Raw genomic sequence first — 16,209 nt, forward strand, 5'->3', positions numbered from 1 at the left:
CGTCCCCCCACCGCTGTCAAAGGTAACGGGGTTCTTGCCCGGGGAGCACCCCGCCTGTTCCCATGGTCGAGGGGTGATGCGGATGAGCGGACTGCGCGTCGTGCCGACCTGGCGGCACGGTCAGGAACGGCTGTACGTCTGCGGCAGGGACGGCGGCAACATCGCCTGGTACGACCGAGAGGCGGCCCGGGTCAACCTGCTCAGTGAACACCAGAGGGAAGCCGTACTCGAAGCCCTGGGCCCCTTCCTGACCGGTCCGGTCACGGTGGGCCCGCCCCCGGTCCCGACCCCCGCCGAACTGGCCCGCCTCACCCTCCACCCGGACGACGACCTGGCCCCCAACCGTCCCGGTGAGGCCCTCCTGGTCGCCCTGGACCGCAACCCGGCCCCACCACACCGCCTCCGCCCCGACCCGCGCCGCCGCGCCCTCGCGGCCGAGCAGACGATCGGCGAGGCGCTGGACCGCCTCGACGGCGCGGGCTGGCACACCCTCCACTCCGTCCCCCTCCCCGGCGGCGACCGCATCCACCACCTCGCGATCGGCCCCGGCGGCATCTTCACCGTCCACACCGTCCCCGCCCGCCGCCACCGCGTCCTCATCACCGACCCGATGGTCACCCTCGGCCGCCGAGACCCACAGCCCTTGCTGCGCCAGGCCCGAGCGGACGCCGACCGCGCGTCGTACGCCCTGACCGCGGAGGTCCGCCCGGTACTGGCCCTGGTCGATCCGGGGGAGGTGTCGGTACCGGTGCCGCTGCGCGAGGTCCGCGTCCTGCGGGACACGGAGATCGGGGACCTGTCCCGCCTGGGGGGCGTGCTGAAGCCGGCGGACGTGGAGGCGCTGCACGCGATGGCGCGGGACCGGGGGACGTGGGGGAGGGTGTGAGGGGGTGCCCTTTGGGTGCGGGCCGATGAACACCCAGCCCGTCGGGGTGCCGTTTCAGTGCCGCCCGGCATTGCTCAGCCCGTCCGGCGTTCGAGGACGAGGCCGTTCAGGCCGATGGGGTCCGGGGCGGAGCCCCGGCGGGGTGCATGGGCGGAGCCCCGCCGGGGGCCACGGGGCGCAGCCCCCAGCGGGGTCGAAGGGGCGGAGCCCCTGGAGGACGGGAAGGGTAGGGACGGCGGGGGCGAAACCCCTCACCCCGGCAACACAGCCGCCCGCCCACGCTCAAGCAGCGGCGCCAGCAAATCCCCGTGATCCTGCAACCGCGCCGCAACATCCCCGGCCCGGAACACAAGCTGCTCCGCAGACCGACACCCCCCCACCTCCTCCCAAGTCACCGGCACCGAAACATACGGCTCAGCCCGCGCCCGCACGGTGTAAGGCGTAGCGGTCGTCTTCCGCGCCGCGTTCTGGCTCCAGTCCACGAACACCTTCCCCGGCCGCAGACTCCGCGTCATCCGATGCACCACCAGCCGAGGCATAACCCTTTCCGCCTCCACAGCCAGCCCCTTCGCATACTCGGACACCCGCTCCGAAGAAGCCCCCCGCACGGCCGCCAGCAGATGCAGCCCCTTGGACCCGGACGTCTTGACGTACGCCGAGACCCCATCAACGGCCAACCGCTCCCGCAACCACAACGCGACCTCACAGCACTGCACCACACCCGCCGGCGGCCCAGGATCCAGATCGAAAACGAGCCGATCCGCGCACCCGGGATCCTGGATCACCCACTGATGCGTATGGAACTCCGCAACGAGATTCGCCGCCCACATCAGCGACGCCAGATCCTGCACCAGCACCATCCGCGCGGGCCCCTCCGACCGAGGCACCTCACCGGTCGTGACCCACTCGGGCGTACCAGGCGGCACGTTCTTCGTAAAGAACACCTGCCCACCCGGCCCGTCCGGATACCGCAGAAACGAAACCGGCCGATCCCGGAGATGAGGAAGCAGAACCTCAGCGGTGACCGCGTAGTAGTGCAGCAGCTCCCCCTTGGTGAAGCCGGTAGCCGGATACAGCACCTTCTCCAGGTTGCTGAGAGCGACCCGCCGCCCCTCCACCTCTGCGATAGGCGTCATACGATGAGAATCCCACGCAAGCCCTGGCAAAGCTGGACGAAACAACGAAAAGCAAAGGTGCTGCACGTGCGATCCATCTGGAACGGCGCCATCTCCTTCGGTCTCGTCAGCATCCCGATCAAGCTGGTGAACGCCACCGAGAGCCACTCCATCTCCTTCCGCCAGATCCACACCGAGGACGGCGGCCGCATCCGCTACCGCAAGGTGTGCGAACTGGAGGAGAAGGAGGTCACCCAGGCGGAGATCGGCAAGGGATACGAGGACGCGGACGGGACGATCATCCCGATCAGCGACGAGGACCTCTCCCACCTGCCGATCCCGACCGCGAAGACGATCGAGATCGTCGCCTTCGTGCCGGCCGACCGGATCGACCCGCTCCAGATGGACGCCGCGTACTACCTCGCCGCGAGCGGCGCCCCGGCGGCCAAGCCGTACACACTCCTCCGTGAGGCCCTGAAACGCAGCCACAAGGTGGCCATCGCCAAGTACGCACTGCGCGGCCGGGAACGCCTGGGCATGCTGCGCGTCGTAGGGGACGCCATCGCCATGCACGGCCTGCTCTGGCCGGACGAGGTCCGCTCCCCGGAGGGCGTGGCCCCGGACGTGGGGGTCACCGTCCGCGACAAGGAACTGGACCTGGCGGACGCGCTGATGGACACCCTCGGCGAGGTCGACCTCCAGGACCTGCACGACGAGTATCGCGAGGCCCTGGAGGAGGTCATCGCGGCGAAGGCGGCCGGCGAGATGCCACCGGAACTCCCCGCCCCGCCGTCGGGCGGCAAGGTCCTCGACCTGATGGCCGCGCTGGAGAACAGCGTGCGGGCGGCGAGGGAGTCGCGCGGCGAGGAAGCGGCCGACAAGAGATCCCTCACCCGCGCCGCCCCCAAGGAGACGGGCGGCAAGAAGTCGACTTCGACGGCAAAGAAGACGACGGCCTCGAAGACGACGGCGAAGGCCACCACGAAGAAGACGGCTACCAAGAAAACAGCCGCGAACAAGACAGCCACCAAGAAGACAGCCGCAAAGAAGACCGCAACCCGAAAGCGAACCGCCTGATCGGGAAGGTCCCCCGGACAGGCGAGGGGCAGGCACCGCCGCGCCCGCCCCCGGACCGTCAGCCCATGACCTGCCCGCTGTCCAGCGCCGCCCCGGCATCCCGCTGAGCCGGGATCGCCGGCAGCGCCCGTACCGCCATACCGGCCCGGTGCTCGTCGGCCGCCGCGCACAGCGCACGGGCCGCGTCGTTGAACCGGGCGACGGCCGGCGGGTCGGACGGCCCCAGCAGGTGCAGCTTCAGCTCGGCACGGGCCCCGGCGTAGGTGTCGCGCTCAGGGTTGCGCACGGACTCCAGCAGGTCCGGTATCCCGGAGGCGTCCGGGGTGAGGACGGCGCCCGCCCGGACGGTGGGGAAGGTCTCCCGGAAGTCCTCCTCGGCGAGGCCGCTGGTGTTGGCGACGGCGTACGGCTTCTCGCTCTCCAGATAGTCCGAGATGACGCTGGAGACATCACTGACCAGCAGGTCGGCCACGTTGAAGCAGGCGTAGACGTTCGGCCGGGCCCCGGTGACGATCCGGTGCTCCCACGCGGGGAACGAGGCCCAGTATGCGGCCTCCCACGCAACGGTCGCGGCGGCCACGGCCGCACCCCGGCCGGCCTCCGGAACCCCCTGCAGCAGCATCCGCTCGGCGTCGTCCGCGCCGCTCCGGAACGAGGACGTCGTCAGCTGGTCGAGCTCGGCGGTCCGCGCGGCCAGCTCCGCCGCCACGGACGGATCCGGCCGCTCGTCGGCGTGCTCGGCGGCACGCTGGGCGGCCGCGTCGCGGATCATCTCCTTGATCCGGGCGTTCGCGGCCCCCGCCCGAGGATCGACCGACCCGGTCAGCGGGTGCGGCTTGTACAGCAGCCGGACCCCGGGATCGGCCAGGAGGGCCCGCACGATGTTCTCGCCGGCCTCGATGACGGAGGTGTTCCCCGGATTGCCGTCCCATCCCTCCCAGGTAGGGGCGTAGAGAACAGTCGTGTAAGCCCCCGCGGGCGCACCGCGGTACGGCTCGATGACATCCAGCTGCGGACGCCCGATCTCCACCACATCACGGTCGTCGACGCCCACAGCGGCCAGCGCGTACCGCTCGCGCGCCGCGGGACCGGCCACCCATACCTCGTCGTACGCCTTCGCGTACGGGTTGCAGCTCGACAGCTTGTCGCTCTCGCCGTGGTTGACGAACGCGTGCTTGATGGTGGGGATCCGCAGCACCTGCGAGGTCTTCCCCGAGTTCGACGGGTGGATCAGCATCTTCAGCGTGGACTGCTCCAGCCGCATCAGATCGGCGACCTTGGGCAGACAGACGATCGGAATATCCGTAGAAGCGATCTTCCGCACCATGAACCGCTCACGCAGCACGATCAGCGGACGCCCCTCCAGCCGGGCCAGCGGCTCCAGCCACATGTTCGCCTGGTAGGCCGAGCTCGTGCCGCCGGAGAAGTACATGCCCACCGTCGGCCGGTACTCCGCCAGCCACGCCTCGAACCACTCCAGCGCCTGCTCGCTCGTCACCGGCCTGCGCCCCGGCCGCAGCCGCACCAGCAGCATGCCGACGGCCACCACCGCGAAGACACAGGAAAGGGCGATCCCCGCGGCGGCCCACCGGGCCGAGCCGTTCACCGCGGTGACCAGCAGCCCGACCGTCGACGGCAGACCGAACATGAGCAGCCGCTGCCCGGAGCGGCGCATCAGCAGCGCCGGGGGAGCGGTGCTCAGCCGCAGTGCCGAGGCGTCGACGTTCCGGGTCACCACGGGCAGGGTCCGGGAGCGGCGGACGAGAACCGCGGCCGCCTGGCAGGCGAAGTGGAAGGCGTAGAAGACCAGCAGACCGCAGATGAGAGCCAGGTACTTGGTCTCGTAGTCCTGTTCCTCGATGCGTATCAGACCGGCCACCAGCAGCAGGTCCCGGACGACCTGGCGCACGAACACGGTCGCGTGCAGTCTCCCGAGGGCGGCGGCCATGTTCCGCTGCCACCGGTGCAGCGCGACGTCCGCCGTCACTCCGACGACGGTGGCGGCGACGAGCACGGGGACACTGGGGAGGAGGGCGCCCACCGCCTGCACGGCGAACGACAGCGCGAGCACCGTCGGCAGGAGGAGACGCGCCGCCCCGGTACGCAACCGGGCGGACAAGGGGGATGCTGACACTTCGCGGGCTCCAGGCAACTCAACATCCTCGAGCTCGGACTTGCTGACTGGCGCGATCAGGTTGCCGCGGGCCGGAAGCCGATGCGTACGGACGTTCTCTTTTCAAGCAGGTGGTCGGACTTTACCTGTCCGTTGGCTGGAATTCACCTGTGAGCTGATGGAAAGTTACCGACGCCACCGCATCGTCACCTCCAGGTGGCGAACGGTCACCGGTGATCACCGAACGTCCGGAACGACCGTCACCGGTCACCTATCCGGACGCCCACTGCCCTGGACGCGACCGGCCGGCCGAACGCCCCCCGCCACTCCGCACGGTCGATCACGGTCGCAGCGCTTCCGTCGTGTCTCGGCCGCATGCCGCCAACCGGCGGATGCTGCTCGCGCCTGCCGCATCGCGTCCTGTTCCCCCAGAGGACGGCTGCCCCAGGCGTCCCGTCCGGTTCGCCGTCTACGCACATGCCGCCCATCTGTCGACGCTCACGTCATGGGGGTTTACGAAGAGGAGCCGCGAAGGCTCGGCAGTGGACAGTCCCGCTGTCCCTCGTGCGGACTGCTGGGGGATCGGGTGGCAACGCTCGAACACGACTGGGTCCTGCTGGAGCCGAACATGTCCCCGCCGGCCCACACGGTCCCGGCGGAACACCGCTGGATCGAACTGTCCGACGGTCGGGTGACCGTCTACGGGGTATGCCCGCCGGACCAGTTCCAGCGATGCCGCATCGAACACCGCCTGGCCTGCCCGGCCCAGCCCCTACCAGACCTCTGGCCGTGGCTGACAGCCCTACGGGACGAGAACGCCCGCCACGCAGAACGCCAGGCCACTCCGGAGCCCCCGCCGCCCGCGGAGGAGTGGCCGGACGCCGGCTGACGGCCGTACAGAAGCCGCCGGGCCGCCTCGCGCTCGGTCGTCAGCCCCACCGGCTGTCGTCGGCATGCCGGCGTTGCCCCCCTTCCGGGCAGCCGACAGCTTCCGACACGGGATACGGGTGGGCGACGCGTGGAACGAGCTCAATAGCGGTGGTTGGGCCAGTGCGGATCCTCCCAGCGGGCGGGGCCGGTGAGTCCCATCAGCCGTATCCGGTGAAGCAGTTCCTCCGGTGCGTCCTGGGCTTGAAGCCGTGCCGGGGCGTGTCGGACCAGCCAGGCCGCGAGCTCGGTGCGCAGCGTGTCCGCGTTGTCGTTGTCCCACATGTTCCATGGAAGTTCGTCCCCGAGCAGGTCGTACTCCCAGTGCGCAGCCGCTTCTGCCAGGTGCCGGTCGGGCACCGGGTGATCGAGCGCCTCCCAGGTGCTGAGCCACGGGCTGAGCGTTGCGGAAGCCTCGGTGCACAGCGCGAGGAGCTCGTACACGGGGACAGCGGGCTCCGGTTCGGTGAGGCTGTGAGCCCACCAGGCATGCAGGAACTCCCACACCGCCGCGCTTTGGTGAGCGGGCCACTGCTGCCAGTGGCCACGAGCGAACGAACCTCCGACCTCGCATACAGCGAACATGGGCACGGTGCCGCTGACCAGCGCCCTGGCGAACTGAGGCAGAATTCGGCGCAGCACCGCGCCGTGATCGATCCAGTCGGGGGCGGTCCAGGTGCGGTGCAGAAGGTCCGGGTCGAGTTCCACGTCCGGGACTTTCAACTGCGCGAGCTCTTCTTCACTCCCCCAGTGGCAGTCGCACTGCGCCTCGTCGTCGCGGGCGGTCATCCCGCGAAACGTGACGGCCAGGCGGTCGAGAGCACGGTCGAGCCGGAATCGTGCGGAGGTGTCGTCGAGGTTCATCGTGTCGGCACAGCCTCAGGAGGACTCCGGGTGGCTTCCGCCAGCCGAAGATCAAAATCTTACCCGGGGCCGGCCGCCGCGTCACCGGGGTCGCCCCTCTCACAGCCGCTTGCGATGTCTCGAGCACCAGGAAACAAGGCCGACGGACGGGCAGCCGGTGCTGGTTCCGGAAGGCGAGCAGGAGATCGTTCGCCGGACCGTGGGCGGTGAGGTGCTGGCGCCGGTAGGTGCTGCGGAGGAGTGTGCACGGTGGAGGCGGACGGCCTCACCCTCCTCGCCACAGCCGGCAGGGACCGCACGCTCCGCCTCTCGGACCCCACCACCGGCGGCCACATCCGCACCCTCGAAAGTCACACGGCTGGGTCACTAAGGGATACAGCCCGGCGGGTTCTGAGGGCCAACGCACGGCACCCTTGATACTGCGCTCGGCGATTTCGCCGTGGCCTTCGCTGTCTGAGGCATCGCCTCAGCACTCGTCACGCCCACCGCTCCGGCGAGCAGCGCTGCAACACAAAACGCACCGACGAGGTGTCGGATGCGCTGCCGGGCGCTTGTCGCCATGATGATCTCCCGTGGCTCGGGGTGGCGATTACTCCTGTTTTGCCAGCTTAGTGCCAAAACGCCCTCATACGTCGCCGAGCTGGACGGCGTACTGGCAGCCTGCGGACCGCCGTCAGCCGGCCATTGCGGCATGAACTTGCCATTACGTTCGCCCACCTCGCCGCCCTGCCACGACCTGCCACCTGACCCGCGGTGCTTCTCCCTGCGGCCTACGACCCGAGGGCCCCTGGAGAATCCCACCTCGGCGTCGGGCCGCGGCCATGCCCGCCCGGCGACCAACAACCGAAAACCACAGGCCCACCGCGATCAATTGGACTCCCGCCCAAGCCAGAACGGGAGGCTACAACTTGATCACCGACACCGAGGCCGAGCCGGAGTTGGCCGCGTAGGCCCGGTGTCCGTCCTGGGAGACAGCGACCCATACCGGGTACCCGTCGACATCGATGGGGTTGCCCACGGTGCGATTGGTGTCGGTGTCGATCACCGACACCGAATCCGAGCCGGCGTTTGCCGCGTAGGCCCGGTGTCCGTCCTGGGAGACCGCCACCCCGACGGGGGCCTTGCCGACACCGATGGGGTGCCCCAGGGTGCGGTCGGCGGCGGTGTCGATCACCGACACCGCATCAGAGCCGGAGTCGGCCACATAGGCCCGGCGTCCGTCCTGGGAGACGGCCACCCCGACCGGGTTGTCGCCGACCGGAATGGGATCGCCCACGGTGCGGTCGGTGGCGGTGTCGATCACCGACACCGAATCCGAGCCGGCATTGGCCGTGTAGGCCCGGCGTCCGTCCGGGGAGATCGCCACCCCCTGCGGGTTGTCGCCGACGGGAATGGGGTCGCCCAGGGTGCGGTCGGTGGCGGTGTCGATCACCGACACCGAATCCGAGCCGGCATTCGCCGCGTAGGCCCGGCGTCCGTCCTGGGAGACCGCCAGCCTGATCGGGTTCTTGCCGACCTTGATGGGGTTGCCCACGGTGCGGTCGGTGGCGGTGTCGATCACCGACACCGAATCAGAGCCGGAGTTGGCCACATAGGCCCGGCGTCCGTCCGGGGAGATCGCCACCCCCTGCGGCTTGTCGCCGACGGGAATGGGCTTGCCCGCGGTGCGGTCGGTGGCGGTGTCGATCACCGATACCGAAGCCGGGTCGAAGTAGTTGGTCGCGTAGGCCCGGCGTCCGTCCGGCGACACCGCCACCCCACCCGGGGAGTTGCCGACGGGGATCGAGGACACGGACGGTGCGGTGGCTTCAGGGCCCGAGGAGCGGGACTGTGCCAGGTAGATGCCGGCGCCCGCCGCGGCAAGCGCCACCAGCGCCGCCCACGCGATGAGCCTGGCCCGTCGGTTTCCGGGCCGCGTGGCGCGAAGCCGCGGACTGGCCTCGTCCCCTTCGTGCGGCAGTGGTTCCGGAGGCGGGCCGGTCGGTTCCTTCGGCTCGGCCAGCGCCAGGGTCTCGGTCTGCGGGGCCGATTCCTGGGGGCGCGGCGGCTTCGTCGATGCGACGGGGCCCTCAGGCGGCGGTACCTCCGGTGCGGGAGCCGGTTGCTGCAAGGGGGAGGGTGGGGACTGGTCGGCGATGGAGGCGAGCCGCCGGGCGGCCTCCTCACCGTCCATCCTGTCCGCGGGGTCCTTGGCCAGCAGTCCGAAGAGCACCGGGGTCAGCTCCTTCGCCCGGCGGGGCGGGCTCGGGGAGTCGAACAGCAGGGCGCTCAGCGTGGTGAGGGCGGTGTCGCGGTCGAAGGGCCCAGTTCCTTCGAGGGCGTAGTAGAGCGTGGCCCCGAGTGAGAAGAGGTCGGCGGCAGGGCTGGGCGGCTGACTGTTGGCCCGTTCCGGGGCCATGAAGCGCGGTGTTCCGACGATCTCCAGGGTGGCGGTCAGGCGGTCCTCCCCGGAACTCGGCTCCAGCGCGATGCCGTAGTCGGTGAGCATCACCCGGCCACCGCCCTCTGCCAGACAGGAGGACTGGGCCCCAGGATGGGTCAGCAGGATGTTGGCCGGTTTGACGTCCCGGTGCAGGACACCGAGCCGGTGTCCCTCCAGCAGGGCGTCGAGGACCGCCAGACCGATCCGGGCGACGTCGCGGGGCGGCAGCGGCCCCCGCTCGCGCACCACCGCCTCCAGGTCCATGGCGGCGGGGACGTATTCCATGACGATCCATGGCAGGCCGTCCTCTTCCACGATGTCGTGCACGGTGACGACATGCGGATTGTTGCGCAGCCGGGCGGCGTGCCGGGCCTCACCGCGGGCCCTCGCGATCCGGGAGCCCACCTCGCATTCCGGGACGTCCGGCGGCAGGATGACCTCCTTGAGCGCGACCTCGCAGGCCAGCTCCTGGTCGTACGCCAGCCACACACGTCCCATGCCACCGGTGCCGAGCCGACGCAGGAGCCGGTAACGTCCGGTGATCACTCGTCCGGCAGCCTCTTGCGCTCCTGTCATGGCACTCCTCTTCAGGACGGCCACCAGGGGTTCCTCGGCGAGCGCTGAAAGGGGCCCTCTCCACGTATCGCACATCGCCCGAAGAGCGGCAAGTCCCCCAGAACGGGCGCACCCCAGCCCGCGAATCCACGTGCGGGGTTCCGCCTGCCTTGCCCCTCGTCGGCGGTCACCCAGCGAGCCGGACGTCCTGCTCGGCGCCGCACCGGGGATCGTCATCCTCTGGGACCGCGGCCCGCACGGGATGGCTGTCGCCCTCGCGTCGAAAGGAACGGCAAGTGGACACCGGCAAGTAGGCCGCCCCCGCCTTGTCCGTCCTCGCGGCCCTCGCGTGCCGGGTCACAGCAGCTCGTTGACGGCCGGGTCGATGACCGTGACCTCGTAGCGGGCGGCGATCGCGGCCGCGCGGTCGCGAAGGGCAGTGCGCAGTGACGCTGGGGCCAGGGCTTCCGCGTCCGTGCCGAGCTGCCACAGCGCCCACTCGGCGTGCCGCAGATCCTGGAACGTCACCTCCAGCCGCAGCCAGCCGTCCGCGTCCGGTTCTGCGGCGCGGACGGCCACCACGGTGCTCAACAGGTCCTCCCGCCGCTCAGGGTTCACCCGTACCAGCACGGCGATATGGTCGCTGGACAGAAACTGCGCGCAGCGTTCCCGCCAGACCCGGTCCAGATCGACCGCGTTCGGCCGCTGTGCCGGTTCGGGGAGTTCCTCGGCGGCCAGCACCCGCGACAGCCGGTAGGTGCGGTCCGCGCCGGATCTCGTGGCCAGCAGGTAACCCCGGTCGCGCACGGTGACCAGGCCGATCGGGTCCACCGTGCGCCACTGCGGTGCCTGGTCCGTGGCCGCGTAGTGGATGCGCAGTTTGTGTCCGGCGAGCACCGAGCGCCGGATCTCGATCATCGCCGTGCCGGGCACCTCCTCGGTGACCGGCCGACGTGAGAGCAGGTCGGTCTGCGGCTCGACGAGAAATCGCCGGGCCGCGTCGTTCGCGGTGGCCTGGTGGTTCTCGGGCAGCGCGTCAACCACCTTGCGCATGGCCGAGGCGAGCGCCGAGCCGAGGCCGAACGCCTGATCGCCGCGCCCCGATCCGGCGGTCAGCAGGGCAAGGGCCTCGTCTTGGTTCAGTCCGGTGAGCTCGGTCCGGAAACCGGGCAACAACGCGAACCCGCCGTGCCGGCCGCGTTCGGCGTAGACCGGGACACCGGCTGCGGACAGCGCCTCGATGTCGCGCAGCACGGTACGGGTGGACACCTCGAGCTCGCGGGCCAGTGTGTCCGCGGTCAGCCGACCGCGCTGACGCAGCAGCAGCACGAGCGAGACCAGCCGATCGGCGCGCATACGAGGGACGTTATCGAATACGTGACCAAGGGTGTCACCTTTTCTTGGGAGTCTCGTGAGCATCGACGTCATCGACGTCATCGACGTCATCGACGTCATCGACGTCATCGACGGCGACGGACGCGCCGATGGACGTCCGCACTCCCGACGATTCGCAGGAGCTGATGTGGCAGTGGAACGAACGGCAGTCAACCCGGTGACCTGGTCCGTGGAGATGGGATTCAACCAGGGCGAGATCGTCTCCGGGCACACCCGGACCCTGTACTGCTCCGGACAGACCGCGATGAGCGGCGAAGGCAAGCCGCAGCATGACGGTGACATGGCAGCGCAGCTGGCGCTGAGCCTCGACAACCTGGAGGCCGTGCTCGGCGAGGCCGGCATGTCCCTCGCCAACCTCGTCCGGCTCAACGTCTACACCACCGACGTCGATCTGCTGTTCCCGCACTACGGCGTGCTGGCGTCTCGGTTAGGGGCAGCCGGGGTGGCACCGACCACCACCATGCTCGGGGTGACACGGCTGGCGGTCCCCGGCCAGATGGTCGAGCTCGAGGGAACCGCCGTCGCCTGACAGGAACTCGCTGCACCTACCGCTCGGACGACTGCCGGTGAGCGCGATCGGGGCGTCGGTGTCGAGGCCGGCCTCGCTGGGCGGTGAGATGGCCTGTGGAGGGTCCGCCGGTGGCGGTCGCGTCGCTTCCGATCGGTCCGGAGGGACGGGACCGCCACCGCGCGTCCACGGCGGGCGGATCCGCTGTCGGGCTTGGCGTCAGTCGACGTCCGTGGTACCGAGCTTGGCGTAGACGTCCGGCCGGACGCGGCGCAGGCGTACGGCGAGAGCCACGCCGACCAGGAAGACGGCCGGAGTGAGCGCGACCAGCGACCAGTTGACGGCCGGACCGGCGCCGGTGAACAGGTCCAGGCGCCGGCAGACCAGCACGGTCGCGGCAACCAGGAGGACGCCGGCCGCGGCCGGGGCGATCAGGGTGCGCAGGGGGCCCTCGCCGTGTGCGGCCGGGTTGCGGCGGAAGAACGCGACGACCGCGAAGCCCGCCAGTGCCTGCAGCACGAGGATGCCGACCACACCGGGCGTGTTCACCCAGAGGAAGAACTCGTTGTAGGGGTGGACACCGATCAGCGCGAACACGGCGACGACGACCACCGCCAGGACACTCTGGGCGACACCGGCGACCCAGGGCGAGCCGTGCCGCGGGTGCACCCGTCCCAGGGCGGCGGGGAAGGCGTGCTCGGCGGACAGGGCGTACACGTACCGGGTGATGGCGTTGTGGAAGGCGAGCAGTGCGGCCAGCAGGCTGGTGACGATCAGGACCCGCTGGACGTCGGTGGCCCAGCCGCCGACGTACTGGGTCATGGCGGTGAAGAACATCTCCGGCGGGTTCTTGGCGGCGACGCCGACGGCCTGGGCGCTGCCGAACGCCTGCACGATGACCCAGGTGATGAAGGCGTAGAAGAGGGCGAGGAAGCCGACGGCCAGATAGGTGGCCCGGGGCACGGTGCGGTCGGGGTCGCGGGCCTCCTCGCGGTAGATGGCGGTGGCCTCGAAGCCGATGAAGGCGGCGGCGGCCAGGCCGAGGGGTCCGCTCATGCCGGAGGCGAGGAAGTTGGAGGGCGCGAAGGAGTCGAAGGTCAGCCCGCTCGCCCCGCCCTTGGCCAGCACCGCGACGGCGAGGAGCAGCAGGATGGCGGTCTCGGCGATCAGCAGGGCGGCCAGCACCTTGGCGCCGAGGTTGACGGAGCGGAAACCGAGGAACCAGACGACGGCGATCCCCGCGAAGGCGTACACCGTCCAGGGCAGGTCGACGCCGAGAAGGTCGTCGACAGTACTGGCGGCGAAGAAGCCGAAGGCCCCGAACAGCCCGATCTGCAGGGCGTTGTACGAGAACACCGCGAGCAGGGCCGCCCCGAGTCCGGCCGGGCGGCCGAGTCCCCGGGCGATGTACGAGTAGAAGGCGCCCGCGTTGCGGATGTACGGCGTCATGGCCGTGAACCCGACCGCGAAGAGGACCAGCAGCACGCCGACGGCGAGATAGGCGACCGGGGCGCCAATGCCGCCGAAGAGGATGGCCAGGGGCGCGACGGCGGCCATCACGGTGAGCGGGGCCGCCGCGGCCACGACGAAGAAGACGATGTCGGCGACGCCCAGGGTGCCGCGACGCAGATGGGACTCGGCCGCCACCTGCGGTGGCTGCTGGGGAGCGATGGGGACGAGGGGCTCGGTCATGGAGGTCTCCCGCGTGATGGGTGCGTTGGAGGGGTGAGCGAGTTGTCCCGAACACGCGGGCCGGTCATGACGGCGACGGCGTAACGCCTATCGTCTCCGGGCGCGCGGGTCGTCGGGAGTGCCGTCGGCGGCGTGGGTGCGCCGGCCGGCGAGCCAGGTGCCCAGGACGGGCAGACGCACGAGGGCTCCGGGGACGGTCTCGACCGGATCGGCGGCGAGATGCACCAGGTCGGCGCGCGTACCGGGGCGCAGCACGCCCCATTCCTTCTCCTCGAACGCCTGGTGGGCGCAGCCGGCGGAGTAGGCGGCCAGAGCGGTGGCGGTGTCGATCCGCTCCTCGGGGAGCCAGCCGCCCTCGGGGGTCCCGTCGGGCGTCTGGCGGGTGACCGCGGTGGCGATGCCCCGCAGCGGTTCGTAGGCCGTGACCGGCCAGTCGCTGCCGAAGGAGATCCGGGCACCGGAGGCGAGCAGCGCGGCGATCTGGTACTGCCGCCCGCCACGCTCCGGCCCGATCCTCGGCAGCGTGAGCTCGGTCATCAGGGGGTCGGGCTGCGCCCACAGCGGCTGGAGGTTGGCGATCACGCCCAGTTCGGCGAACCTCGGCAGGTCGGCGGGGTCGATCAACTGGGCGTGGGCGATGACCGGCCGGCGGTCACCGGGGCCGTTGACACGGACGGCCGCCTCGATGGCGTCCAGGGCGCTGCGGACGCCGCCGTCGCCGATGGCGTGCAGATGGGGGCGGAAGCCGAGCGCGTCGACGGCGACGACGGCCTCGGCGAGTTCATCCGGCGACCAGTTGGCGATGCCGTGGGAGTGCGGGCAGTCGGTGTACGGCTCCAGCAGGGCGGCGGTCCCGGACTCGACGACCCCGTCCGCGAAGAGCTTCACCGTACGGGCCGTCAGCAGCCCGGCCGCCTCGCTCTCCACCCGGTCCCGGTCGGCGGCGAACCGGGCGACCCGCTCCCGCCAGCCACCGGGCTCCAGGCCGGGCTCCAGGAGGAATCCCAGGTCGGCGCGGACGGGCAGCCCCGGCCCCGTGGTCACCGCGGTGATCCACGCGTCGATGTGGTGCGGTTCGACCAGGGCGTCCTGCACCCAGGTCACCCCGGCCGCGGCGAACCGGGCGGCGGCCTCCCGCAGGGCGGCCACGTGCGTCTCGGGGGAGGCTTGGGGGACGAGGGCGAGTACGGGGTTGAGCGCCCCGAACTCGCGCAGCGTGCCAAGCGGTTCGCCGGATGCGCCCCGGCGCAGGATCTCTCCGCCTGCCGGATCCGGGCTGTCGGCGGTGTACCCGGCCCGTCGCAGGGCCTCGCCGTTCACCCACGCGGTGTGGTGGTCCATGGTGCGCAGGACGACGGGCCGGTCGGTCACCGCAGCGTCCAGCCACCGCGCGTCGAAGCGGCCGTCGGGGGCGAGCCACGGATCGAACCCGTCACCGGTGATCCACTCGGCCTCCGGATGCGCGTCGGCCCAGACCCGCACCGCCTCGACGATCTCCTCGACGCTGCCGCACTCCCGCACCGGCACACCCCGCAGGCCCAACCCGCCCAGCACCGGGTGCACATGCCCGTCCCCGAAGGCCGGCAGCAGCGCCCCACCCGCCAGGTCGACCACGGTCGTACCCGGCCCCCGGACGGCGAGCGCGTCCGCACCCAGGGCGCTGATCCGCCCGTCGGTGACGGCGAGGGCGTCCTGGACAGGAGCGTCGGCCACCCCGGTCCGGACGGTGCCTCCGGTGAAGACGATGTCGGCGTGCATGCGTGTGGCCGTGCCCTTCCCTCACCCGAACGCCAAACTGAATGCCATTCGGTTTCGAGTAATGTAGGCGCCACCCCGGCGACGGGGAAGGGTCTTACTGAAAGCCATTCGGTAACGTCTGGGTCACGGCGCGCGGCAAGGCAGCCGCGGACTGGCGACATAGGACGCACAGGACAAGGAGCCACTGTGGGACGGCCACGCACGCCTCTGCTGGACCGGCGGCGCATCGGCGCCGCGGCACTGCGACTGGCCGACGAGAAGGGGACCCTCTCCATCCCGGCCCTCGCGAAGGCCCTGGGCGTCGCCCCGTCCGCGCTGTACCACCACGTCTCCGGCCGCGACGAGATCATCTCGCTCATGCGCGAGGAGCTGGCCCTGACCACCAGCGGCGTCGAGGACTGGTCCCAGCCCTGGGAACAGGCCCTGGAAAGCTGGGCCCGCTCCTACCTCTCCGCCTTCGCCGCCCACCCCGGCGCGGTCCCCCTCCTCGCCACCGCCCCCCTCGCCGAGCCCTTCATGCACGCCATGTACGAGAAGGTCGCCGAGCTACTGCTCACCGCCGGCTTCGCCGACGACCAGGTCATGCCGCTGATCACCGCCCTGGAGAGCTTCATCCTGGGCTCGGCACTCGACCTGGTGGCACCGCCGGTGATGGTGTCGGACGTGGCGCGGGAGACGGCGCCGCACTTGAGCGCGGTGCTGGAGCGGACGGTTGCTGGGCCTAGCAGGGCCGCTTACGCGTTTGAGCTGGGGTTGCGGGCTCTGCTTGCGGGGTTCCGGGAGCTGCTCGGCTGATCGCCGGCGGCCGGGAACACCTCACTGACACGGCCGACGAGCACCTCCGCGGCCTGGCGAGCTTCCGGCCTTCATCATGTTCCCGCCTCGGTGGGCATGCCG

The 16,209-nt window shown here is 70.8% G+C and carries 12 protein-coding genes; 5 read left to right on the forward strand and 7 right to left on the reverse strand.

Annotation, left to right across the window (positions count from 1 at the left end; genetic code table 11):
- The first annotated feature begins 82 nt into the window (after positions 1–82).
- Complete coding sequence (locus tag ACFYZQ_RS24930; RefSeq protein ID WP_389151638.1) at positions 83–886, forward strand: NERD domain-containing protein; 804 nt, start codon at positions 83–85, stop codon at positions 884–886.
- A 251-nt stretch (positions 887–1,137) separates the two neighbouring features.
- Here the strand turns inward: ACFYZQ_RS24930 and ligD are convergent, their stop codons facing one another.
- On the reverse strand, positions 1,138–2,022 hold the full coding sequence (gene ligD / locus ACFYZQ_RS24935; RefSeq protein WP_389151641.1) for a non-homologous end-joining DNA ligase: 885 nt from the start codon (positions 2,020–2,022) through the stop codon (positions 1,138–1,140).
- 57 nt (positions 2,023–2,079) lie between these two features.
- Between ligD and ACFYZQ_RS24940 the strand changes: the two genes are divergently transcribed.
- Positions 2,080–3,078, forward strand: a complete 999-nt coding sequence (locus ACFYZQ_RS24940) for a Ku protein (protein ID WP_389151645.1) — start codon at positions 2,080–2,082, stop codon at positions 3,076–3,078.
- 58 nt (positions 3,079–3,136) lie between these two features.
- On the opposite strand, the gene ACFYZQ_RS24945 is transcribed toward ACFYZQ_RS24940, so the two are convergent.
- Positions 3,137–5,212, reverse strand: coding sequence for a hypothetical protein (locus ACFYZQ_RS24945; protein WP_389151648.1), 2,076 nt, complete (start codon positions 5,210–5,212; stop codon positions 3,137–3,139).
- Between the two features lie 484 nt (positions 5,213–5,696).
- Here ACFYZQ_RS24945 and ACFYZQ_RS24950 point away from each other — a divergent pair, with 484 nt between their 5' ends.
- Entirely contained in the window at positions 5,697–6,080 is a 384-nt protein-coding gene (locus ACFYZQ_RS24950; RefSeq protein ID WP_389151651.1) for a DUF6083 domain-containing protein, read from the forward strand.
- A 140-nt stretch (positions 6,081–6,220) separates the two neighbouring features.
- On the opposite strand, the gene ACFYZQ_RS24955 is transcribed toward ACFYZQ_RS24950, so the two are convergent.
- From ACFYZQ_RS24955 to ACFYZQ_RS24965, 3 genes are all read right to left on the reverse strand, one after another.
- On the reverse strand, positions 6,221–6,982 hold the full coding sequence (locus tag ACFYZQ_RS24955; RefSeq protein WP_389151654.1) for a hypothetical protein: 762 nt from the start codon (positions 6,980–6,982) through the stop codon (positions 6,221–6,223).
- A 901-nt stretch (positions 6,983–7,883) separates the two neighbouring features.
- Entirely contained in the window at positions 7,884–9,980 is a 2,097-nt protein-coding gene (locus ACFYZQ_RS24960; RefSeq protein ID WP_389151657.1) for a protein kinase, read from the reverse strand.
- 336 nt (positions 9,981–10,316) lie between these two features.
- Positions 10,317–11,315, reverse strand: coding sequence for a helix-turn-helix transcriptional regulator (locus ACFYZQ_RS24965; protein WP_389151659.1), 999 nt, complete (start codon positions 11,313–11,315; stop codon positions 10,317–10,319).
- Between the two features lie 172 nt (positions 11,316–11,487).
- Here ACFYZQ_RS24965 and ACFYZQ_RS24970 point away from each other — a divergent pair, with 172 nt between their 5' ends.
- Entirely contained in the window at positions 11,488–11,883 is a 396-nt protein-coding gene (locus ACFYZQ_RS24970; RefSeq protein WP_389152237.1) for a RidA family protein, read from the forward strand.
- Between the two features lie 198 nt (positions 11,884–12,081).
- Here ACFYZQ_RS24970 and ACFYZQ_RS24975 read toward each other — a convergent pair whose 3' ends face one another.
- Both ACFYZQ_RS24975 and ACFYZQ_RS24980 read right to left on the reverse strand, forming a co-directional pair.
- Positions 12,082–13,554, reverse strand: a complete 1,473-nt coding sequence (locus tag ACFYZQ_RS24975; RefSeq protein WP_389151661.1) for an APC family permease — start codon at positions 13,552–13,554, stop codon at positions 12,082–12,084.
- Between the two features lie 87 nt (positions 13,555–13,641).
- Entirely contained in the window at positions 13,642–15,312 is a 1,671-nt protein-coding gene (locus ACFYZQ_RS24980) for an amidohydrolase (protein ID WP_389151664.1), read from the reverse strand.
- A gap of 186 nt (positions 15,313–15,498) precedes the next feature.
- Here ACFYZQ_RS24980 and ACFYZQ_RS24985 point away from each other — a divergent pair, with 186 nt between their 5' ends.
- Positions 15,499–16,107, forward strand: a complete 609-nt coding sequence (locus tag ACFYZQ_RS24985) for a TetR/AcrR family transcriptional regulator (RefSeq protein ID WP_389151667.1) — start codon at positions 15,499–15,501, stop codon at positions 16,105–16,107.
- Positions 16,108–16,209: the final 102 nt, after the last annotated feature.

The sequence above is a fragment of the Streptomyces sp. NPDC001843 genome, from assembly GCF_042891955.1.
In the GTDB taxonomy this organism is placed as follows: domain Bacteria; phylum Actinomycetota; class Actinomycetes; order Streptomycetales; family Streptomycetaceae; genus Streptomyces.

Bases quoted from the DNA above. Each gene is read 5' to 3' on its own strand.
- ACFYZQ_RS24930 (WP_389151638.1), top strand. From the start codon at position 83: ATGAGCGGACTGCGCGTCGTGCCGACCTGGCGGCACGGTCAGGAACGG.
- ligD (WP_389151641.1), bottom strand. From the start codon at position 2,022: ATGACGCCTATCGCAGAGGTGGAGGGGCGGCGGGTCGCTCTCAGCAAC.
- ACFYZQ_RS24950 (WP_389151651.1), top strand. From the start codon at position 5,697: ATGGGGGTTTACGAAGAGGAGCCGCGAAGGCTCGGCAGTGGACAGTCC.
- ACFYZQ_RS24955 (WP_389151654.1), bottom strand. From the start codon at position 6,982: ATGAACCTCGACGACACCTCCGCACGATTCCGGCTCGACCGTGCTCTC.
- ACFYZQ_RS24960 (WP_389151657.1), bottom strand. From the start codon at position 9,980: ATGACAGGAGCGCAAGAGGCTGCCGGACGAGTGATCACCGGACGTTAC.
- ACFYZQ_RS24965 (WP_389151659.1), bottom strand. From the start codon at position 11,315: ATGCGCGCCGATCGGCTGGTCTCGCTCGTGCTGCTGCTGCGTCAGCGC.
- ACFYZQ_RS24975 (WP_389151661.1), bottom strand. From the start codon at position 13,554: ATGACCGAGCCCCTCGTCCCCATCGCTCCCCAGCAGCCACCGCAGGTG.
- ACFYZQ_RS24980 (WP_389151664.1), bottom strand. From the start codon at position 15,312: ATGCACGCCGACATCGTCTTCACCGGAGGCACCGTCCGGACCGGGGTG.